Here is a 21,472-nt window from a genome sequence, read left to right on the forward strand (position 1 = left end):
CGCCATGATCCTGCTGCTGTCGACGTCCGACACCGACCTGCTCAGCGCACGCGCGGCCGCCGGTCCCGTGCCGTACCGGCTCGCCAACCCCGCCCGCCTCGACCTGGCCGAGCTGCCCGGCCTCCTGGACGGCGCCGACCTGGTCGTCGTCCGGCTCCTGGGCGGCCTGCGGGCCTGGCAGGAGGGCCTGGACCAGCTCCTCGCCGCCGACCAGACCCGCCCCGTCGTGGTGCTCACCGGCGAACAGGCCCCGGACGCGCAGCTCATGGAGGCGTCCACCGTCCCCATCGGCATCGCGGCCGAGGCGCACGCCTACCTGGCGCACGGCGGCCCCGCCAACCTGGAGCAGCTCGCCCGCTTCCTGTCCGACACCGTGCTGCTGACCGGCCACGGCTTCGAGCCGCCCGCCGCCGCGCCGTCCTGGGGCCACCTGGAGCGCTCGAAGCACCTGGCGGCCGAGGCGCGTACCGGCGGCGAGGTCGTGGCCCGTACGGACGACACGGGCGCCGCGACCGGCCCGCTGGTCGCGGTGCTCTACTACCGCGCCCACCACATGAGCGGCAACACCGGCTTCGTGGAGTCGCTGTGCGAGCGGATCGAGGAGGCCGGCGGCCGCCCGATGCCGCTGTTCGTGGCCTCGCTGCGGGCGCCCGAGCCGGAGCTGATCGAGGAGCTGCGGGCCGCCGACGCCATCGTGACGACCGTGCTGGCGGCGGGCGGCACCAAGCCCGCCGAGGCGTCGGCCGGCGGTGACGACGAGGCGTGGGACGCGGGCGCGCTGGCCGCGCTGGACGTGCCGATCCTCCAGGCCCTGTGCCTGACCGGGCCGCGCAGCGCCTGGGAGGAGAACGACGAGGGCCTGTCGCCGCTGGACGCCGCCAGCCAGATCGCGGTGCCCGAGTTCGACGGCCGGCTGATCACCGTCCCGTTCTCCTTCAAGGAGACCGACGAGGACGGCCTGCCGGTGTACGTCGCCGACCCCGAGCGCGCCGCCCGCGTTGCCGGCATCGCCGTACGCCACGCCCGGCTGCGCCACATCGCGCCCGCCGACAAGCGTCTGGCGCTGGTGCTGTCCGCGTACCCGACCAAGCACTCGCGGATCGGCAACGCGGTCGGTCTGGACACTCCGGCGAGTGCCGTCGCCCTGCTGCGCCGCCTCCGCGAGGAGGGTTACGACTACGGGGACGAGCCCGTGCCCGGGCTGGAGTCCGGTGATGGCGACGAGCTGATCTACGCGCTGATCGAGGCGGGCGGCCACGACCAGGAGTGGCTGACCGAGGAGCAGCTGGCCCGCAACCCGGTCCGTATCCCCGCCGCCGACTACAAGCGCTGGTACAGCACGCTGCCGCAGGAGCTGCGCGAGCAGGTCGAGGAGCACTGGGGCCCGCCGCCCGGCGAGATGTTCGTGGACCGGAGCAAGAACCCGGACGGCGACATCGTGCTGGCGGCCCTGCGCCGCGGCAATCTGCTCATTCTCATTCAGCCGCCACGCGGCTTCGGCGAGAACCCGATCGCGATCTATCACGACCCCGATCTGCCGCCGTCGCACCACTACCTGGCCGCCTACCGCTGGATCGCCGCCTCCCGGGAGGACGGCGGTTTCGGTGCCGACGCCATGGTGCACCTCGGCAAGCACGGCAATCTGGAGTGGCTGCCCGGCAAGAACGCCGGCCTGTCCGCCGCCTGCGGCCCGGACGCGGCCCTCGGCGACCTGCCGCTGATCTACCCGTTCCTGGTCAACGACCCGGGCGAGGGCACCCAGGCCAAGCGCCGGGTGCACGCTACGCTGGTCGACCACCTCGTACCGCCGATGGCCCGCGCCGAGTCGTACGGCGACATCGCGCGCCTGGAGCAGCTGCTGGACGAATACGCGGCGATCTCCGCCATGGACCCGGCCAAGCTGCCCGCCATCCGCGCCCAGATCTGGACACTGATCCAGGCCGCCAAGCTGCACCACGACCTCGGCCTGGAGGAGCGCCCGGACGACGAGGGCTTCGACGACTTCCTGCTGCACGTCGACGGCTGGCTGTGCGAGGTCAAGGACGCGCAGATCCGCGACGGTCTGCACGTCCTCGGCGGCGCCCCGGAGGGCGAGGCGCGTGTCAACCTCGTGCTCGCCATCCTGCGCGCCCGGCAGATCTGGGGCGGTACGTCCTCGCTGCCCGGCCTGCGCGAGGCGCTGGGCCTGGACGAGTCGGCGGCTACCCGTACGACCGCCGACGAGGTCGAGGAGCGCGCCCGCGGCCTGGTGCAGGCCATGGACGACGCGGGCTGGGACCTGGCCGCCGTCGAGCGGGTCACTGCCGGGCTGCCGGAGGAGCAGCGCGAGCCGGTGGCGGCGATCCTCGCCTTCGCCGCGCGCGAGGTCGTGCCGCGCCTGGCCGCCACCACCGACGAGATCGACCACGCCGTGCACGCGCTGGCCGGCGGCTTCGTCCCGGCGGGCCCGTCCGGATCGCCGCTGCGCGGCCTGGTCAACGTGCTGCCGACCGGCCGTAACTTCTACTCCGTCGACCCCAAGGCCGTACCCAGCAAGCTCGCCTGGGAGACCGGGCAGGCGCTCGCCGACTCGCTCCTGGAGCGCTACCGCACCGACCACGGCGACTGGCCGACCTCGGTGGGCCTGTCCTTGTGGGGGACGAGCGCCATGCGCACGTCGGGTGACGACGTGGCCGAGGCGATGGCCCTGCTCGGCATCCGGCCCGTCTGGGACGACGCCTCGCGCCGCGTGACCGGTCTGGAGCCGATCCCCGCCGAGGAGCTGGGCCGTCCGCGCATCGATGTGACGCTGCGCATCTCCGGCTTCTTCCGCGACGCGTTCCCGCACGTCATCGGCCTGCTGGACGACGCGGTACGGCTCGCCGCGTCCCTGGACGAGCCCGCCGACGCCAACTTCGTCCGCGCCCACGCCCAGGCCGACCTGGCCGCGCACGGCGACGAGCGGCGCGCCACCACCCGTATCTTCGGCTCCCGCCCGGGGACGTACGGCGCGGGCCTGCTCCAGCTGATCGACTCCCGCGACTGGCGCACCGACGCGGACCTCGCCGAGGTCTACACGGTGTGGGGCGGTTACGCGTACGGGCGCGGCCTGGAGGGCTGCCCGGCGCGCGAGGAGATGGAGACCGCGTACAAGCGGATCGCGGTGGCGGCGAAGAACACCGACACCCGCGAGCACGACATCGCCGACTCGGACGACTACTTCCAGTACCACGGCGGCATGGTCGCGACCGTCCGCGCGCTCAAGGGCAGCGCGCCCGAGGCGTACATCGGCGACTCGACCCGCCCCGAGACGGTCCGCACCCGCACGCTGGTCGAGGAGACCTCCCGCGTCTTCCGCGCCCGCGTGGTCAACCCGCGCTGGATCGAGGCGATGCGCCGCCACGGCTACAAGGGCGCCTTCGAACTCGCCGCGACGGTCGACTACCTGTTCGGGTACGACGCCACGACCGGCGTCGTCGCGGACTGGATGTACGACAAGCTGGCGCAGACGTACGTCCTCGACCCCGAGAACCGCGCCTTCCTCCAGGAGGCCAACCCCTGGGCCCTGCACGGCATCGCGGAACGCCTCCTGGAGGCGGAGTCGCGCGGCATGTGGGCCGAGCCGGACAAGGAGACGCTGGCGGCGCTCCGGGAGGCGTTCCTGGAGACCGAGGGCGACCTGGAGGACAAGGGCTGACGCCCGGAGACCCCGGAGACACCGAGGAGCGCCGGACGGGCTAAGTGCCCGTCCGGCGCTCCTTGCGGTTCTTGCGAGTCGTACGAGGTGGCCGGGTCAGCCGGTCGTGGTGAAGCCCTCGCCCACCGTCAGCGTCACCACGTCCGTCGCCGCTGCCGCCGTGTCCGCCGACTTCTCCGTCTTCACGCCCGCCAGCCGGGCGGACAGCACCTTCGCCTGTGCCTCCATCGACGCGGGGTAGGTGATGGCGGTCTCCTTGGCGCCGGGGGCCGCGTTGCCGGTGGAGACCACCGAGAAGCCCATCTTGCGCAGGTCGGCCGCCGCGCCCGCCGCGTAGCCGGGCGTGCCGGTGCCGTTGAGGACCCGTACCTTCACCGAGCGCGCGGTGACCAGCTTCTTGGCCTCGGAGGCCAGCTTGTCCTTGCTGACCTCCTTGTCGTGCGCCAGGTCGCTGAAGAGGTCGCCGGCCTGCGGGTACTGCCAGATGACGTTCGCCTTGTCGGTGGGCACGTCCGCTTCGCGCGGGTAGTTCGGCACGGTCAGGAAGGTGAGCCGGTTGCTGGGGATGTCCTTGACCGTGGAGGCCAGTTCGGACAGCGGCTTGACGCCCGCCAGCTCCTCGTCGGTGGTGAGCGACTTGGTGGCCGAGTCCAGGAAGTCGTACAGCGCGCCGGGGCTGGTCAGCTTGGACTGCGCCTTCTCGCCGAGCGCCTTCATGAACTCCTGCTGGCGGCCGATGCGGCCGAGGTCGGAGCCATCGCCGACGCTGTAGCGGGTACGGACGTAGCCGAGCGCCTTCTCGTCGCTGACCTCCTGGCAGCCCGCCTCCATGTCGAGGTGCGCCTTCTTGTCGTGGATCGCGGTCTTCGGGCAGACCTTTATGCCGCCCAGGGCGTTGACCATGCCCTTGAAGCCCTGGAAGTCGACCGAGACGAAGTGGTCGATGCGCAGTCCGGTGTTCTTCTCGACGGTCTTGATCGTGCAGGCCGCCGCGTTGGCCACATCGCCGCTCTCGCCGCCGATGGTGAACGCTTCGTTGATCTTGAAGTGGTGGGGCTTGGACGTGTGGCCCTTGCCGCTGTCGCAGGCCGGGATGGACACCCAGGAGTCGCGCGGGAAGGAGACCGCGGTGGCCCACTCGCGGTTGGCGGCGATGTGCAGCACCATCAGCGTGTCCGACTGCATGGTGTCCAGGTTCTTGCCGTACTTGGCGTTGGCGCCCGCGCGGCTGTCCGAGCCGACGACCAGGATGTTCTTGGAGCCGGGGCTGAGGTTGGCGGGGCGGTCGCCGCCGAGGCGGCTGCCGACGTCCGCGCCGTGGATGTTGCCGTCCAGCTTGAAGTAGATCCAGCCGCCGACGCCGGCCGTGATCAGCAGCAACACGCCGAGGACGCCGCCGGTCCAGGCGAGGATGCGGCCGCGCCGGGTCATCCGGGCCTTGGGGCGGCGGCCGCGGCCGGGGCCCGCGGCGCGGCGTGAGCCGCCGGTGCCGGAGCCGGAGCTCTGCCGGCCGGCCCGGCGGGAACGGGGGCCGGGGACGCCGGGGCCGTCGGGGCCGCGGGAGTCCGCGCCGGGGCCGGAGCGGCCGCTGCGGCCCGTGGGGCCGGAGGTGACGGTGCCGTTCTGGCCGGAGGTCGCGCCCCGCCGGGGCCGGTTCCTGTCTTGCACGCCTATTGGTCCTTCTGGTGCGTCAGATGCCCGCGCTCGGCAGGACGAGCATGCGGTCGGGGTCGTACGGAAACCACTGCGGGCAACTGCCGCTGCTGCCGCGCATCGTACGCAACCTGCACCACAGTTCGCCTGCCCCGTCCCGCCACCAGGCGCTGATCCGGCCCAATTCCCACCCGCCGTCGGGATGTTGCAGCTCCACCGGCTGGTAGACCCACCGCACCTCCGCCTCCGGGGGCGGCCCGTCCTGCTGTGGGGGTCCGTGCCTCGTCGCCATCTCCCCCTCCCGCCGGACCGGTTGCGCGTGTTCTGGCGCACTCTACAGCCAACTTCTACAACGCTGTAGAAACTCGACGGTGTGGGGCGGATCACATCGTAAGGGAGGCGCCCGGGGCGGGCGGTCACGGGGTGGGGAAGACGGCCGGGGCGCGCACCTGCGTACCTGCCAGGCCGTCACCTTTCCTCCAGCCGGGGTCGTATGCACAGGGCCCGGCGTAGCCGCCGCTGAGGCGCTGATCGTTCTCGTACCAGGTCACCGACTGCCGTACGACCCCGTCGTCCGACGTCTCCTCGTCGCGCTCCGCGCGCACCTCCCACTCGTCGTTGACGGTCTTTCCGTAATCCCTGATGCGCCAGCCGGTGTCCTTCAGGTGGTCCCGCAGCCGCTTCAGCGCCGGGAGGGCCACCTTGGCGGGCACCTGGTCGAGTTCCCATGCGTGGCTGAGGCTGTAGGCGCCGTCCACGGAGTGGTCCTTGACGCTCTCCCAGCCGCCCGGATAGCAGAAGCCGGAGGTCAGCGTGTTCACCGTGCGTCCTCCCGTCCCGGTGCGCTGCTCGCCCCTCGGTATCCGGCGGCGCAGCCCCATCGCCCGGTAGGCGTCCTCGGACGTGCTGACGACCTGTTCGGCCATCTTCTCGGGCGTCACCTTGGCGTAGTCCTCGGGCACCGCCGACTCGACCATGATGACGAGGACCACGCCCAGGACGAGGAGGACCGGGAGCGCCGCCAGGAAACCGCAGCCGAGGGCGGCCGACTTCAGGGCGGGACGGCTCTGAGGCCCTTCGGCGGGTTCGGCGCGCTGCTCTTCCACGGTTGTCACAACCGCAGGCTACGGACGCGGCGGACCCGCCACCTGAGCACAAACCCCCAGGTCCCGGGCGTGCGCGTACTCAGAGCGGGAACGCCCTCACAGCGGGGTGGCCGCCTTGAGGACGAGGAAGAGCGCCACCGCCGCGTTGAGCGAGGAGAGGGCCGAGGCGGCGGTGCCCGCGGCGGCGACCAGGGCGGCCAGGCCCGCCGGGGTGAGCGCGGGCGGCCAGCTGCGGGCCGTGGGCGCCGGGCCGAGGAGGGCCGCCACCCGGCGCGGTACGGGGCCCGGCTCCGGGGCGGCGAAGCCCGCCAGCAGGGGACCGGGTGTGGGCCGGGAGACCAGCGCGGCCTTGCCCACGGCCCGCGCGGTCAGCCGCCGGTCGCCGACGGTCCGCGCCGCCTCCTCGTCGGCCCAGCGCTCGGCGCTGAAGGCGACCGCCGTACGCAGCGGCAGCAGGAGCGGGTTGGCGCAGCCGGCCAGCCGTACGGCGAGCTGGTAGCGGTGGTGGCGTTCCGCCAGGTGGGCGCGTTCATGGGCGAGCAGCGCGCGGCGCTCGTCGCTGTCCAAGCTGTGCAGCATGCCGCGGGAGACCGCGATCCGGCCGGGGCGCGCGGGCCTGCCGGGGCGGGCGGGCAGGCCGGGTACGGCGTAGGCGTACGGGGAGTCGTCGGGCAGCACCGCCAGTTCCGTACCGGACGGCAGCCCGTCCAGCGCCTGGTGCGTACGGGAGCGGACGCGGTAGTGGCGGCGCAGCTCGGTGCCGCAGGCCGTCAGGACGGCGGCGAGCGCGGCGATCGCCGCCGTGCCCGCGAACTCCGCGGCCGGCACCGCGGCGCGTACCTCCGGGTCGGACCAGCCGTCCGGCAGCGGATTGCCGGGCAGCTGGGCGGTGCCCACCACCATCAGCAGCCCCAGGCACAACGTGCTGCACACGCCGAGGACCACGGCCAGCGCAGTCAGCAGGCGGGTGGTGCTGCGCGGGTGGAGGTGCTGGCCGGCGAGGCGGGCGATCGGCAGGGCGGTCAGCGGGAGCACGAGCGGGAGGAAGACGAAAACGCCCATGGGTCGGTCAGGCTCCGGAACTCTCGGATGCTCCGGGGCCGCCGGTGGCGCGCTCTAGCAGGGATCGCAGCAGCTGCTCGTCCTGGGCGGACAGGGCCGATACGAAGCTGGCCAGTACGGCGTCCCGGTCCGACTCGCTGTCCAGTACGCGGCGCATGCGCAGCGCGGCCAGGCCCGCCTCGTCGGCGGCCGGGGTCCACACGTAGGACCGGCCGACGCGTTCGCGGGTGACGGCCTTCTTGGCGTGCAGGCGGGAGAGGATCGTCATCACCGTCGTGTATGCGAGGTCGCCGCCGAGGTGGTCCTGTACCCAGGCGGCGGTGACGGGGCCGGGGGAGTGGTGCAGCGCGGCCAGCACCTGGGCTTCCAGCTCGCCCTGGCCCCGGCGGCGCGCGCGGTCGCGCCCGTCCGGATGGCCGCCGAAGGGGTCCCCGTTCATGCCGTCGCCTCCCGTTCCGTGCCGGACGCCCCGCGCGGCGGGGGCGTCGCCGCATCCTACTGAGCGGTCCGGGAACGCGTCCCGGCTGTTGTTCGTCATCCTCTACAGCACTGTAGAGATTGTGGCCCGCCGCACAAGGAGGCCACACACCCCGACCCGGGAGGAACATCCATGGGAGTCTCGCTGGCCAAGGGCGGCAACGTCTCGCTGTCGAAGGAGGCGCCCGGCCTGACCGCCGTGACGGTGGGCCTCGGCTGGGACGTGCGGACCACCACCGGTACCGACTACGACCTCGACGCGAGCGCCCTGCTGTGCAACGAGTCGGGCAAGGTCGTCTCGGACCGGCACTTCGTCTTCTACAACAACCTCACCAGCCCGGACGGCTCGGTGCAGCACACCGGCGACAACCTCACCGGTGAGGGCGAGGGCGACGACGAGTCGATCAACGTGAACCTGGCGGGCGTGCCCGCCGAGGTCACCAAGATCGCCTTCCCGGTCTCCATCCACGACGCGCAGAGCCGCGGCCAGAGCTTCGGCCAGGTCCGCAACGCGTTCATCCGCGTCGTCAACCAGGCGAACGGCACCGAGCTGGCCCGCTACGACCTCACCGAGGACGCCTCGACCGAGACCGCCATGGTCTTCGGCGAGCTGTACCGGCACGGCGCGGAGTGGAAGTTCCGCGCGGTGGGCCAGGGCTACGCGTCCGGCCTGGCCGGCATCGCGGCGGACTTCGGCGTCAACGTCTGATCCGACCGCCCGTGAGCGGTACGGCGGCGGGATGTCCAGCGCGTAGCAGACCTCGCGCACCACGGCCTGCTCGGTCTTGTCGAAGTCGCCGTCGGCGCCGCCGATGACGATGCCGATCTGGATGACGGCACGCGCCTCGACCGGCTTCTTCTTCACCTTGCCGACCTCCTGCATGAGCCCGACCTTGCCGAAGTCGAAGTCGGCGGTGAGCTTGTCCAGGTAGTCGTCGAAGCGGCGGCGCAGATCGTCGGCGGAGAAGTTCTGCAGCACCTCGTTGGTGGCGATGAGCTGGGCCACCCGCTGCCGCTCGGAGGGGTCGACGTGCCCGTCGGCGGCGGCGACGAGCGCGCACATCGCCATGCTCGCGTCCCGGAAGGCGCCGCTCTTGAGGTCGTTCTTCTTCGCGACGAGCTGGTTCTGCATCGTCTGGGCGGAATCCTTGATCCGGTCCCACAGAGCCATGTGGATCTCCTTGTCGTTCCCGCGGGGTGCCGCGCATCGCTCGCCATCGAGTAATGCACAAGCAAAATCTACAGCCTTGTAGATATTCGCGGGACACCGGATGCCGGGACGATCGGATGCCGGGACATCGGATGCCTGGACACCGGCCGCCGTGCCGGGCGCACACGTGCGGAGGGCCGGGGCGTCGGCCCCGGCCCTCCGTATCCCCCGCTCCCCCGAAAGCCCCCCTCGGGGTCTCAGGTGGTGGTCAGGCTCGCCGCCCGCTCCCTCAGCGCAGCCGCAGCGCGGTGCGCAGGGTGGTGAACAGCTGCGTCTGGTCGGTGACGCCGAGCACGCGGTACGCCTGCGGGCCCTGCGCGGCGATCCGTACCTGCGTGCCGGTGTGCTCCTGCGACTTGCCCGGCGTGTTGGTCGAGTAGTTGACCTTCAGCTTGCCGCCCTCGTTCGTGACGAGCGTCGAGGAGAGGCCGGGCGGGTTGGCGTCCAGCGGCACGATCTGGCTGGAGTGGCCGTGGTCGGCGGTGGTGACGACGAGCGTGTCGGGGTGCTTGGCGGCGTAGTCCCGGGCCACCTTCACCGCGCGGTCGAACGCGGCGGTCTCGCCGATCTGCCCGCAGGGGTCGGCCGCGTGGTCCTGCTTGTCGATCGAGGCGCCCTCGACCTGGAGGAAGAAGCCCTTGTCCCGGCCGTGGCCGCGCTGCTCCCGCTGCTTCTTCTCCAGCAGCTGGATGGCCTTGGCGGCCTGCTCGTCCAGCGCGGGCGTGCCCTTGGACCGCTGCGGGTTGCTGGTGGTGCAGCGCTGCGGGTCGGTGCCGCCGACGGCGGCGCCCTTGCCGGTCCACTCGACGGGCACGTTGCCCGGAGCGAACAGCCCCAGCACCGGCTTGCCGCCCGCGACGCTCTTGACGCGCTTGAGGCCGTCCCGGTCCGTGACGACCTGGTAGCCCAGCTTGCGGGCCTGTTCGGCCACCGTCAGGCCCTTGTACGGGCCCTCGGTGATCTTCTGGTCGAAGCGCTGCTTGCCGCCGCCGAGGAGCACGTCCACCTTGTGGTTCACGCTCTGCTCGGCGATCGAGCCGGGCCCGCCCTTGCTGATCTTGTCGGTGGGGCACTTGGCCATGTCGGCCGGGCCCTGGCAGCTGCGGTCGGTGGCGTGCGAGGCGAGGACGGCCGGGGTGGCGTCGGTCAGCTCGGCGGTGGTGACGGAGCCGGTGGCGTAACCGTTCTTCTGCGCCAGCTCCAGGATCGTCGGCAGCGCCTTGTCGGTGTCCGGCGTCTTGGATATCCGGCCGTTGACGGTCTTGTGCCCGGTGGCCCAGCCGCTGCCGCTGGCCGCGGAGTCCGTGACGTAGTCCGGCTTCTTGTGCTCGTCCACGGCGTACGTCGTGTAGGCGCCGGTCAGCGGGAACTTGTCCATGTTCAGCCGCCCGGCGGCCCCCACGGTGTAGTCCCGCGCGAGGGTGATCTCGCTGTCCCCCATCCCGTCACCGATCAGCAGAATGACGTTCTTCGCCGCCCCGCCCCGGACCGCCCGCTCCGCCTGGTGCTCGGACCCGAAGGCGGCGGCCCCCGCGGGCACGGCCGCCGCGGTGGCGAGCGCCACGGCGGCACCGGTGATGACGCTGCGACGGGACAGGCGCAGTCTTCGCATGAGTACTCCTCTTCGCACGCCGGCCGTGTGCCGACGCGCTGAAGCCCACCAGCCCCCGGTGAACCCCGGATGACCACCACGCGGCGCCTTGGCTGCTCGGAGGGCAACGGGGGTGGTCGGCGGGGAGCGGTGGAGGTGGTCGGTGGGGAGTGGTGGAGGTGGTCGGCGGGGTGGTGCGGGAGCGGGTGGCGGTGCGGACGCGTCGGCGGAAAGTCCGGCCCCGTTCGCCCACCCGAGTGCTGTTCATCCGAAGAACGGCGAATCGCGGGCGCGGGTCCTCGTGTTCTCGGGTCGTCTACACATCATGAGGAAAGTACGCAAATCGGTCATCGGGATGAGCGTCCGCGCGGCGCTGTGCCACCGCCTCGCCGCGGTACCTCCCGAGGGCCGGGGACTGACCGCAGGACCGAGCAGAGAAGAGAGGGATCATGGCCGCCACCAAGGTCACGAGACTCTGGGCCGCTTTCGTCGTCGTTGTCGTCAAGATGCTTGCCGCGCTGGGCTTCCGTACGCCCGCCACCGCCACTTCCGCCACCACCGGCGCTGTTGCCGTCCCGGCTCCCGCCCCCGCCCCGGCGGCCGTTGCCGAGGCCGGGGACGGGTGGGCGGATCCGCCGGTCGATGACTATGCCGGTGAACCGGCGGGTGCGCCGGGCGGGGTGTGCGAGGAGGGCGGAGTCCCCTGGGACGTACCGGTGTTCGCGCTGCCCCGGATGCGGTACGGGCGGATTCTGCCGCCGACGATGAAACAGCGCATCCGGGCCGAGGCGCACGGTGCGGCGCCCAGTTCCCGCAGCGTGCCGGTCGAGTTGTCCGATGCCCCGTACACCCGGCCGGTGGGCGCGCCGCCGGCCCGTCCGGCCAGTGTGCCGCCGGCCCGTCCGGCGAGCGTGCCCCAGGCCCGGCGGCCCGAGCGCGACCGCGTGCTCTGCCCTGCCTGAGACGGTTCGACGGGCTTACGCCTGCGGCCTCGTGGCGGCCTCCTGGGTGAGGTCGAAGTCGAGGCGGCGTTCCCGGTCGCCGGGGGCGAGCGTGACCCGGTCGGCGTGCGGCGGGTAGCCGGCGGCCGTCAGGGTGTAGGCGCCGGCCGTGAGGCCGGTGAAGGCGAAGGAGCCGTCCGGGCCGGTCACGGTGTGGGCGGTGAGTGAGCCGCCCGGTTCCCGGAGAGTGACGACGGCGTCCGGCAGCGGGCGTCCGTGCGGGTCCCGTACGGTGCCGCGGAGAGCGGTCGGCGGGCATGTCGGCGTGGTGGCGTCGATGGTGCCCGCATCGGGGGCGACCCGTTCGAACGCCCCGGTTTCCGCCTCGCTGCGGGCCAGCAGCCGCGGCTCGCCCGGCTTGGGCCGGGACGGCAGGAACGCCGCCAGGACGAGGCCGACGGCGACGGCGCCGGTGGCGATGGCGAACGAGACGCGGAAGCCGGCCATGGTCGGCACCGTCACGGAGCCCGCGGGGGCGGACAGGTGGGCCAGCACCATGCCGATGACCGCGCTCGACACCGAAGTGCCGATCGAACGCATCAGGGTGTTCAGGCCGTTGGCGGCGCTGGTCTCGGACGGGTCGACGGCGCCGACGATCAGGGCGGGCAGCGAGGAGTAGGCCAGGCCGATGCCCGCGCCGACCACGATCGAGATGATCACGGTCTGCCAGGCGGCGCTCATCAGGCCCAGGCCCGCGCCGTAACCGACGGCGATGATGAGCATGCCGAGCATGAGGGTGGTCTTGGGGCCGCGCCGGGCCGATATGCGCGCGTACACGGGGGCGGTGAGCATCATCGTCAGGCCGAGCGGCGCCACGCACAGGCCCGCGACGACCATGGTCTGGCCCAGGCCGTAGCCGGTGGACTCCGGGAGCTGAAGGAGCTGCGGCAGGACGAGCGAGATCGCGTAGAAGGCGACGCCGACCATGATGGACGCGAGGTTGGTGAGCAGCACCTCGCGGCGGGCGGTGGTGCGCAGGTCCACCAGCGGGGCGGCGACCCGCAGTTCGTAGACGCCCCACAGGAGCAGTACGGCGACCGCGCCGCCGAACAGGCCGAGGGTGGTGGGCGAACCCCAGCCCCAGTCGCTGCCCTTGGTGACCGGCAGCAGCAGGCAGACCAGCCCGCCGGTCAGCCCGATGGCGCCGAGCACGTCGAAGCGGCCGGTGGCCCGTACGGACGACTCGGGGACGCAGACGACGCTGAGCAGCATGGCCAGCACACCCAGGCCCGCGGCGCCGAAGAACAGCGCGTGCCAGTCGGTCTGCTGGGCGACCAGGGAAGCGGCGGGCAGTGCGAGACCGCCGCCGACGCCGATGGAGGAGCTCATCAACGCCATGGCGGAGCCGAGGCGTTCGGGCGGCAGCTGGTCGCGCATGATGCCGATGCCGAGCGGGATGGCGCCCATGGCGAAGCCCTGGAGCGCCCGGCCCACCAGCATCGTGGTCATGTCAACAGTGACGCCGCAGATCAGCGAGCCGACGACCATGAAGGCCAGGCTGGCCAGCAGCATCCGCCGCTTGCCGTAGAGATCGCCGAGGCGGCCCATGATGGGGGTGGCCACGGCACCGGTGAGCAGGGTGGCGGTCATGACCCAGGTGGCATTGTTCGGGGCGGTGGCCAGCAGGGTCGGCAGGTCCTTGATGACGGGGACCAGCATCGTCTGCATGACGGCGACGACGATGCCGGCGAAGGCCAGGACGGGGACGACGGCGCCGCTCCCGCCCCGTCGCTCCCCTCGCGGCGGGTCGAGGGGCGGTGCGGTGGGCCCGGGCAGGGGATGCGCGGCGGTCGGCGCCGGGTCCCCGGCGCGCTGGTCCGTCGTCTGTGGCATACGTGCGGCCTCCGGTCGGTGCAAGTGGATGCCCCTTGAACGCTTTTGGTGGCGTGGGCATTCCAACGGGGTCCGTGGAGACGGAAGTCGGGGCCGTCGAGGAGTCGAAGCAGCGCGGGACGGTCAAGGAGTCCAAGCGGGACGGTCAAGGAGTCCAAGCAGCGCGGGGCCGTCTTCGCGTCCGGCCGGGGCGGGCCCCGTCGGCCGGACGCCGTCGGCCGGGCCCCGGGGTCAGGCTTCCGGCTTGCGGAGCATGGACCAGGTACGCGGACCACCGCCGGGCAGCACGCACGCGGCCGTCACCTCGAAGCCGAGGTGCTCGTAGAAGCGCACGTTGCGCTCGTCGGAGGTCTCCAGGAAGGCGGGCACGCCCGCCTCGTCGGCGGTGTCCAGACCGGGGCGGATCACCGCGCTGCCCAGGCCCCGGCCCTGCCGGTCCGGGTCCACGCCGACCGAGCCGAGGAACCACACGGGCTCGGTGGGCCGGTGCGGGCCCATCATGGCCTCGGCCTGCGCGAAGTTCTCGGCCCGGTCCCCGGCGATCTCCGTGAACAGCGGGCCCAGCTCGCTGAACACCTCGCCCGCGCCGATGGTCTCCGGCGTGGTCCACACGGCCACCGCGTCGCCCTCGTCGGCCACCCAGACGCGGCCGTGCTCCATGCCGATACGGGTGAGGAACAGCTCGTTGAAGCGGTGCAGCCGGTCGAGGTGGCCGTCGGCCGCGATGGTGTGGCGGGTGAAGGGATAGTCGGCGAACGCGCGCTGGAGGGTGTGCAGGGCCCGGGGCAGGTCGTCGCGGGTGGCGGGGCGGACTGCGGGGGTGCTCATGGTCATGGGGGACACCGGTTCCGTTTGGTCGGTCGGGTGGGTACGCCGGGCGTACGGGTACGGAGCGTAGTTCGGCCGGGGCGGGGCCGGGCGGCGAACTGCCGTCCCGTAGACAGGGCATGACCTGCTCGCGCGGCGCACGCGGACGCGCCGGGCCCAGGTCGGCGTGCGACCCGGGCCCGGCGTGGGGGGAGGGAAATGGTTCAGGGCATGACCGTCAGGGAGCAGGGGATCTGGAGGCTGACGGTGGTGGGGCCGCCGACCGGGCTGCTGATGCCGAGGGTGCCGTCGAAGGCGGCCAGCCGCCGCTGGACACCCTGGAGGCCGCTGCCGGACTCCAGGCCCGCGCCGCCGTGGCCGTCGTCGGTGACGCTCACCGCCAGGGCGTTGGCCCGGTACTGGATGTCGATGAGGACCCGGCGCGCACCGGAGTGCTTGGTCGCGTTGGCCAGCAGCTCGCACACGGCGAAGTAGGCGGCGGACTCCACGGCCGGCTCCGGGCGGGCCGGGAGGTTGGCGGTCACCTGGACCTGGAGGCGGCTCTCCATCGAGAGCGAGCGGACGGCGTCGACCAGGCCGCGGTCGGCGAGCACCGGCGGGTGGATGCCGCGTACCAGGTCGCGCAGTTCCTCCAGGGCGCGTACGGAGGCGTCGCGGGTCTCGGCGAGCAGGGTGCGGACGGCCTCGGGGTTCTCGTCCAGGAGCGATTCGGCGGCGCCCAGCTTCATGCCCATGGCGAGCAGCCGGGCCTGCGCGCCGTCGTGCAGATCGCGCTCGATGCGGCGGATCTCGGCGGCGGAGGAGTCGACGACATCGGTACGGGTGCGGGCCAGGTGCTCGACGCGCCGCCCCATCCGGGCCTTGGCGGTGGGCGCCAGCAGGGAGTGGGTGATACGGGAGTTCAGGCGCAGCACGTACGGGGCGATCAGCAGGCCGATCGGGATCTCCAGCAGGCCCAGGCCGGCGGCGATCCAGGCGGAGTCCTGGCTGCGCACCGGCACGAACATGTACCAGGTGCCGTCCCAGGCCTGGACGACCGGCTCCCAGATGAACGGGAGCAGCATGCCGAACAGGCCGTGGACGAGGGAGGCGAACGGGATGATGGCGAACAGGCCGGTGACCGTGACGGCGCACTGGGCCCACAGCATGTCGCGCCAGGTCGCACTGTCGGTGAAGATCGCCTCGCACTTGCGCCAGGCGCCCTTCCAGCCGCCCTCGGCGCGCGGCGCGGGGCCGTACGGCTCGGCGATCCGCACACCGGTCTTCCCGGTCAGCCGCCGCTGGGCGTTGGCCGACCAGCGCAGCGCCGCGACCAGCCCCGGTACGAGGAAGAGGCCGAAGCCGAGGAGGGTGAGCGACATGCCGACGAGCGCGAACCACGCGAGGAAGACGGCCAGCAGCCCGAGGAAGAACATGGTCAGCCCGCGGCCCATGGCTATCCATCCGGCGGTGAACCAGTTGCGTCCCTGGCGCGCGGGCTGGACGTCGCTGTACGAACCTTCGGTCATCTCATTCGTCTCCGTGTCTGTGCTCGGTGCAGGGCGTTCCCGGCGTCGTGCGTAACCATCCTGCGGCGCGGGGCCGCGGGAATCAGTGGTGTTAGGCCTACTTCTGAGGAAGGGATTGCCCCGCCTGGCGCGCGGCGCTGCGGGCCCACCAACCGGTCCCGGACAGCAGGACGGACAGCGCGGGCAGCGCCAACGCCCGTACGACCGTGGCCGTCAGCACGACCGACATGGCCAGGACGGCGCTCAGCCGCCCCACTTCGGCCGAGGCGGTGCGCTCGGCGAGCAGGAAGACGGCGCCCATGATGACGGCGGTGACGGTGGTGCCGTCCGAGGTGGAGGTGAGCGCGCGGGCCGTGGCCTCCCGGGGCGGCAGGCCGGCGGCGCGCAGTTCCGTGATGCGCAGCACGACCATGCGGAGCAGCAGGACCGAGACGGCCAGCGCCAGGGCGAAGCTGAGCAGCGGCGCCCAGGCCGCGGGCGTGCTGTGCCCCCAGGAGCTCGGGGGCTGTTCGGGCTTCCACGTACGCAGGGCGACGGTGGCGGTGCCGCACGCGGCCGCGGCGGCCAGGGTGGCCGGGACGGTCACCGCGACGGCGGCGGGCGCGGAGCGGAACACGGCGGTCAGCGCGGCGAAGCCGAGCAGGACGGTGGCCGCGATCACCGCGACGATGGTCGTGGCGGTGATGCCGTGCGCTTGGGCGGCCTCGGCGGTGTGCAGCAGGGCGGGCGGGTGGCCGGGGAGTTCCGGGCGCCACCACGCCAGCGGCAGGGCCAGTGTGGCGAGCAGTACCACCGAGGCGGCGAACGTCCAGCCGGGGCGGCGGGTGCTGGGCCGCAGCAGCAGCGGCCACAGGCGCGGCGGGCCGAGCCGGTAGGTCAGCCGCCACAGCACCGGCAGCCGCGGCCAGCCCAGCCGCCGCCCGAAGCGGGCGGTCACCGCGGGCAGCACGGTGAGCGCGGCCAGCATCACCGCGGCGACCGTCAGGATCACTCCGATGGCCACCGCCGAGAGCATCGCGTCCCCCGAGACGAACAGCCCGCAGACCACCGCGGCCGTCACCAGGCTGGAGAGCAGCACGGCCCGGCTGGCGTCGGCCGCCGTACGGGACACGTGGGGGCGCCGCGCCCCGTGGCGCCGGGCCCGCCGCTCGAACCACAGATACAGCACGCAGTACGTCAGGCCCAGGGCCGTACCGAGCACGGCGACCAGGGCGAAGACGGACGCGGAGGGATCCCGCCCGGGGAACAGCCGGGCCACCACGCTCCACCAGCCGGTCGCCACGGCCACGGCGCTCACGCTGACCAGCAGCGACACCACGGCGGGTAAGACCGCCGCGAGCAGCGCGACGAGCAGCACCAGGACGACCGCGGTGCCGGCGAGGGCGTAGCCGAGCACGCGGCGGCCCGTCGAGTCGTGGTCGAAGAGGTCGCCGACCGGGGTGCGCAGGGCCAGGGCCCCGCCGGTCACGGACGCCGCGACGACGGCCAGCCACAGCGCGAGCGCGGGCCACGGGTGCCCCGCGCTCCAGCCCGCCAGCCTGCCCACGGCCACCTTCAGGCCCGTCACACCCACCGGTCCACCTCTCTGTAGTTCTCACCCGCATCCGGGTCCCCTCCCGGGGCCGCAGGTCGGGCCGGGTGGAGCGTTGTCCATGCTCGTGGGTGCGGCTCGAAACGCACACAGGTACTAGGACGTCTCTGGAAGTAGTGCTAGCACTACCCGACTTCCCCGATTCTGGCGGTACACGTCCCCGTACACCGGGTCCGTCATCAACCGGTCACTGGACTGTCAGCAGAATTGGCCAGACTGGCCCGGAAAGCGCATCGCTGGTAATGACAATAAGACGGGGAGCGCGCGTGCCGAGACTTTGCGGAGCGGCCGGATGACGTCATTCGCCGCTGTTTCAACGTACCTCCCCCCGAGCGTGCCGATTACCGAACTCCGGGAGGACTCCCCGCTCGACGCGGGGATGGCCCGCCGTTTCCAGCGCTTTTACGGGCTGGCGTCGGTGTGCCGGGACCCGGAGCGCACCGAGGCGGAGCTGTTGCTCGCCGCGGCGGCCAAACTCGACGGGCTGCGGGGTCAGGAGGAGCGGGTCCGCTATGTGGTGCAGGCCCGTACCTTCGTCAGCAGCAGGCCGGATCCTACCAGCGCGCTGCGAGAAATCGGCAGGGAGTTGGGCCTGTCGAACGCCACGGTTTTCTCGGTGGCGGGCCAGGCGTGCGCGAGCGGTCTGCAGGCGGTCGACATCTGCGGCCGGCTGCTGGCGGCCGACGGTGATCCGGACGCGCTGGCACTGGTGCTGACCGGGGAGAAGACCTTCACGCCCGCCGCCCGCTGCGTCCCGCGCAGCAACGTCGGCGGGGAGGCCGCGGCGGCCGTGCTGGTGCGCCGGGGCGGCGCGGCGGACGGGGACCGGGTCCTCGGCCGGGCCGTGCGCACCTACGGGCAGTTCCACGCCGAGGCCATTACCGGGGAAGCGTCCTCCGCGGAGTTCAACAAGCTCTACCCGGAGGCGCTCGAAGAGGTGATGCTGGCCGCCTGCGCGGATTCCGGGGTCACGCTCGACGACATCGACCTGATTATTCCGCACAGCGTCAACACCATTTCCTGGAAAGCGGTCGCCGACCGTTTCGGATTCTCGGTGGAACGTATTTTTCTGGACAACATCCCGGTGACCGGCCACTGCTTCGCCGCGGATCCTTTCATCAACTACGGGACGGCCGGACAGCTCGGCCGGTTGCGCCCCGGCGCGCGGTATCTGCTGACCGCCGTCGGACTGGGCGCGACGTACTCGGCGATGGTCGTCGAGCACTGACCGCCACACCGGGCGAGGGGACATCATGGAATCGTTGCTGCCGGGCTTCAACGCCCGTCTGAAGGCGGCCGTGGCCGGAAGCGAGCGGGTGCCGTTCGTCTTCCTCGGCAATTTCGAGGTCGAGGAACAGTGGGCGGTCGGCGAACCCGGCCTGCCGCGCATGGGATTCACCGGCGGCGGCGCCGTGGTGAACTCGATGGACGAGTTCGCCATGCTGCTGGCCGGCGAGGGCGACCACGTCGTACTGAAGGCACGCCCGGACGCCGGCTACCTGGCGTACCTGCGCGGCCTGGGCCTCGCGCTGCCCACCGTGCATGTGGTCGCCGAGTCCGACCCGGCGCGCACGGTCTCCCAGGACGCGCTGGCCGACCCGGCCCTCCAGAGCGCGCTGGCGGCGGCGGGTGCTGACCTGATGCTGTACGCGCACGGTGTCTCCACCGTCGAGGAGGAGCTGGCCGGGCGGACCGGTCTGCCGCTCGCCCACCCGACGGCCGCGGTGTGCAAGGCCGTCAACAGCAAGATCTACAGCCGCCGGGTCGCCGACGAGCTGGGCATCCCCCAGGCGCGCGGCTGGGCGTGTGACACCGTCGTCGAGCTGACGCGGGCCGTCGAGGAGGCCCGGGGGCTGCTGGCCGAGGGCCGCAAGCTGGTCCTCAAGGACGCCTACGGGGTGTCCGGCAAGGGGATCATGGTCATCGAGAGCGAACGGCGGCTCGACCGGGTGCACCGGATGGTGCTCGCCCGCGCCGAGGCGGCCGGCAGCGACCGGGCCGGGCTGGTCCTCGAAGAGTGGGTGACCAAGCAGACCGACCTGAACTACCAGGTCACCGTGGGCCGGGACGGCGCGGTGCGGTTCGACTTCGTCAAGGAAGCGATCACCGAGAACGGTACGCACAAGGGTCACCGGATGCCCGCCCGCCTCACCCCGGACCAGCTCGACGCGGTCACGGACGCCGGTCTGCGCCTCGGCGCGCGCCTCGCCGCCGACGGCTACTTCGGCGTCGCGGGCATGGACGCCCTGCTGCTGCCGGACGGCACGGTCTTCCCGGTCATCGAGATCAACGCCCGCAACAACATGTCCACGTACCAGGTACGGCTCCAGGAAGCCTTCGTCGGGGAGGGCCGCATCGCGCTCGCCCGGCACTACCCGCTCAAGCTGAGCGCGCCGCTGCCCTTCGAGGAACTGCGCCGCACACTCGACGGCCTGCTGCTGGAACACCCGGACGGCGCCGGGCTGCTGGTGAACAACTACGCCACCGTCAACGCCGCCGTCAGCACCCTCGCCGAGCCCGGCGCCACCGCCGACGGCCGCCTGTACGGGCTGGTCGTGGGCGACACGGCGGAGCAGGTCACCGCGATCGACACCGAGATCACCGCCCGGCTGGCCGCGGTGACGGAAGGAGCCGTCCATGTCGGCTGAGTTCGAGATCCAGGGCATCGGCATCACCGAGCTGGCCGAACGCCACGGCACCCCGCTGTACGTGTACGACGGCGACGCCCTCGCCGCGAACTTCCGCAGTCTGCGAGAGCGCCTGCACCCGCGCGCGGAGATCTTCTTCTCCCTCAAGGCGAACCCGAACGTCTCGATCTGCGCGCTGCTCGGCGCGCAGGGCGCCCGCGCCGAGATCTCCTCGATGACGGAGCTGGTCACCGCCCGCCGGGCGGGCATCGCGCCGCGCGACATCATCTTCCTGGGCCCCGGCAAGAGCCGCGCCGAGCTGGCCGCCTGCCTGGACGAGGGGATCTACGCGATCGTCTGCGAGTCGCTGGGCGAGCTGGAGCTCATCGACGAGCTGGCCCGGGAGCGCGGGGTGAGCGCCCCGGTCGCGCTGCGCGTCAACCCCAGCTTCTCGGTCAAGGGCTCGGGCCTGACCATGGGCGGCAAGCCGCGCCAGTTCGGCATCGACGAGACCGTCCTGTTCGACCAGTCCGACCTGGCCGGGCGCCACGCCAACGTGCGCCTGATGGGCGTGCAGGTCTACATGGGCACCCGCATCCTCAGCGAGGAGGTGGTGGCCGAGAACACCGGCCGGATCTTCGACCTCGCCGAGCGGCTGTCGGAGAAGCTGGGCTTCGACCTCGACCTGGTCGACTTCGGCGGCGGCTTCGGCGTCGCGTACTTCGACGGGGAGAACGACCTCGACCAGGAACGGCTGACCACGCTGCTCAACCCGGTCATCGAGGAGTTCGCGGCCCGCCGCCCCGGCACCCGGCTGATCAACGAGCTGGGCCGCTACCTCACCGCCCCGTACGGCACCTACGTCTCGCGGGTGCGCTACGTGAAGACCTCGATGGACGAGAACTTCGCGGTGGTCGACGGCGGCACCAACCACCACATGGCGGCCGTCGGCATCGGCTCCTTCGTCAAGCGCAACTTCCCGATCCGGCTGCTCAACCGCACGGACGCGGAGGAGACGGAGAGCTGGCACGTCACCGGGCCGCTGTGCACGCCCAACGACACCCTCGGCAAGAAGGTGCAGCTGCCGCCGCTGCGGCCGGGCGACCTGGTCGGCGTGGAGCGCTCCGGCGCGTACGGGCCGACGGCCTCGCCGGTGCACTTCCTCAGCCACGGCTACCCGGCCGAGGTGCTGGTGACCGGCGGCCGGGACCACCTGATCGGCGCGCCCGAGAAGCCCGAGGACCTGCTGCGCCGCCAGCGCCTGTACACGGACGAGGCGCCCGCCGCCGACGCCGCCCACTGACCGTAC

The 21,472-nt window shown here is 72.4% G+C and carries 16 protein-coding genes and 1 pseudogene; 6 read left to right on the forward strand and 11 right to left on the reverse strand.

The window, feature by feature from the left end; genetic code table 11:
* The first annotated feature begins 4 nt into the window (after nt 1–4).
* On the forward strand, nt 5–3,676 hold the full coding sequence (cobN, locus tag IH45_RS0106220; protein ID WP_030662617.1) for a cobaltochelatase subunit CobN: 3,672 nt from the start codon (nt 5–7) through the stop codon (nt 3,674–3,676).
* 96 nt (nt 3,677–3,772) lie between these two features.
* On the opposite strand, the gene IH45_RS0106225 is transcribed toward cobN, so the two are convergent.
* From IH45_RS0106225 to IH45_RS0106245, 5 genes are all read right to left on the reverse strand, one after another.
* Nucleotides 3,773–5,107 (reverse strand): LCP family protein, encoded by a 1,335-nt coding sequence (locus IH45_RS0106225; protein WP_030662621.1) that lies wholly within the window; start codon nt 5,105–5,107, stop codon nt 3,773–3,775.
* A gap of 259 nt (nt 5,108–5,366) precedes the next feature.
* Nucleotides 5,367–5,621 (reverse strand): hypothetical protein, encoded by a 255-nt coding sequence (locus IH45_RS0106230; RefSeq protein ID WP_234440436.1) that lies wholly within the window; start codon nt 5,619–5,621, stop codon nt 5,367–5,369.
* A 124-nt stretch (nt 5,622–5,745) separates the two neighbouring features.
* Nucleotides 5,746–6,444 carry a hypothetical protein gene (locus IH45_RS01000000143195; protein WP_158812948.1) on the reverse strand — a complete coding sequence of 233 codons (699 nt, stop codon included), beginning with the start codon at nt 6,442–6,444 and terminating at the stop codon, nt 5,746–5,748.
* Nucleotides 6,445–6,531: 87 nt separating this feature from the next.
* Nucleotides 6,532–7,497 (reverse strand): M56 family metallopeptidase, encoded by a 966-nt coding sequence (locus IH45_RS0106240; protein ID WP_030662627.1) that lies wholly within the window; start codon nt 7,495–7,497, stop codon nt 6,532–6,534.
* Between the two features lie 7 nt (nt 7,498–7,504).
* Nucleotides 7,505–7,936, reverse strand: a complete 432-nt coding sequence (locus tag IH45_RS0106245; RefSeq protein WP_030662630.1) for a BlaI/MecI/CopY family transcriptional regulator — start codon at nt 7,934–7,936, stop codon at nt 7,505–7,507.
* 171 nt (nt 7,937–8,107) lie between these two features.
* Between IH45_RS0106245 and IH45_RS0106250 the strand changes: the two genes are divergently transcribed.
* Nucleotides 8,108–8,683, forward strand: coding sequence for a TerD family protein (locus IH45_RS0106250; RefSeq protein WP_030662633.1), 576 nt, complete (start codon nt 8,108–8,110; stop codon nt 8,681–8,683).
* A 24-nt stretch (nt 8,684–8,707) separates the two neighbouring features.
* Here the strand turns inward: IH45_RS0106250 and IH45_RS1000000146250 are convergent.
* Nucleotides 8,708–9,145, reverse strand: a pseudogene (locus tag IH45_RS1000000146250) (tellurite resistance TerB family protein); the annotation flags it as partial.
* Between the two features lie 268 nt (nt 9,146–9,413).
* Complete coding sequence (locus tag IH45_RS0106265) at nt 9,414–10,796, reverse strand: alkaline phosphatase (protein ID WP_030662639.1); 1,383 nt, start codon at nt 10,794–10,796, stop codon at nt 9,414–9,416.
* A 428-nt stretch (nt 10,797–11,224) separates the two neighbouring features.
* Here IH45_RS0106265 and IH45_RS0106270 point away from each other — a divergent pair, with 428 nt between their 5' ends.
* On the forward strand, nt 11,225–11,737 hold the full coding sequence (locus IH45_RS0106270) for a DUF6344 domain-containing protein (protein ID WP_050514580.1): 513 nt from the start codon (nt 11,225–11,227) through the stop codon (nt 11,735–11,737).
* A 15-nt stretch (nt 11,738–11,752) separates the two neighbouring features.
* Here the strand turns inward: IH45_RS0106270 and IH45_RS0106275 are convergent, their stop codons facing one another.
* The 4 genes from IH45_RS0106275 to IH45_RS0106290 form a co-directional block, all read right to left on the reverse strand.
* On the reverse strand, nt 11,753–13,609 hold the full coding sequence (locus IH45_RS0106275) for an MFS transporter (protein ID WP_030662643.1): 1,857 nt from the start codon (nt 13,607–13,609) through the stop codon (nt 11,753–11,755).
* Nucleotides 13,610–13,840: 231 nt separating this feature from the next.
* The gene (locus IH45_RS0106280) at nt 13,841–14,443 is read right to left on the reverse strand and encodes a GNAT family N-acetyltransferase (RefSeq protein WP_030662646.1); all 603 of its coding nucleotides are present in this window, start codon (nt 14,441–14,443) and stop codon (nt 13,841–13,843) included.
* Nucleotides 14,444–14,640: 197 nt separating this feature from the next.
* Complete coding sequence (locus tag IH45_RS0106285; RefSeq protein ID WP_032916884.1) at nt 14,641–15,945, reverse strand: sensor histidine kinase; 1,305 nt, start codon at nt 15,943–15,945, stop codon at nt 14,641–14,643.
* A 97-nt stretch (nt 15,946–16,042) separates the two neighbouring features.
* Nucleotides 16,043–17,518 carry an MMPL family transporter gene (locus tag IH45_RS0106290; RefSeq protein ID WP_030662654.1) on the reverse strand — a complete coding sequence of 492 codons (1,476 nt, stop codon included), beginning with the start codon at nt 17,516–17,518 and terminating at the stop codon, nt 16,043–16,045.
* Nucleotides 17,519–17,870: 352 nt separating this feature from the next.
* Between IH45_RS0106290 and IH45_RS0106295 the strand changes: the two genes are divergently transcribed.
* From IH45_RS0106295 to IH45_RS0106305, 3 genes are read left to right on the forward strand one after another with little or no spacing between them, the layout of a single operon-like run.
* A complete protein-coding gene (locus IH45_RS0106295) occupies nt 17,871–18,764 on the forward strand; it encodes a 3-oxoacyl-[acyl-carrier-protein] synthase III C-terminal domain-containing protein (RefSeq protein ID WP_234440437.1) in 894 nt (297 codons plus the stop codon).
* A gap of 25 nt (nt 18,765–18,789) precedes the next feature.
* Nucleotides 18,790–20,184, forward strand: coding sequence for a preATP grasp domain-containing protein (locus tag IH45_RS0106300; RefSeq protein WP_030662660.1), 1,395 nt, complete (start codon nt 18,790–18,792; stop codon nt 20,182–20,184).
* Complete coding sequence (locus IH45_RS0106305) at nt 20,174–21,466, forward strand: type III PLP-dependent enzyme (protein WP_030662664.1); 1,293 nt, start codon at nt 20,174–20,176, stop codon at nt 21,464–21,466. Before IH45_RS0106300 ends, IH45_RS0106305 begins: the two co-directional genes overlap by 11 nt.
* The last annotated feature ends 6 nt before the right edge of the window (nt 21,467–21,472 follow it).

This window comes from Streptomyces rimosus subsp. rimosus, from assembly GCF_000720725.1.
Lineage (GTDB): Bacteria > Actinomycetota > Actinomycetes > Streptomycetales > Streptomycetaceae > Streptomyces > Streptomyces rimosus_A.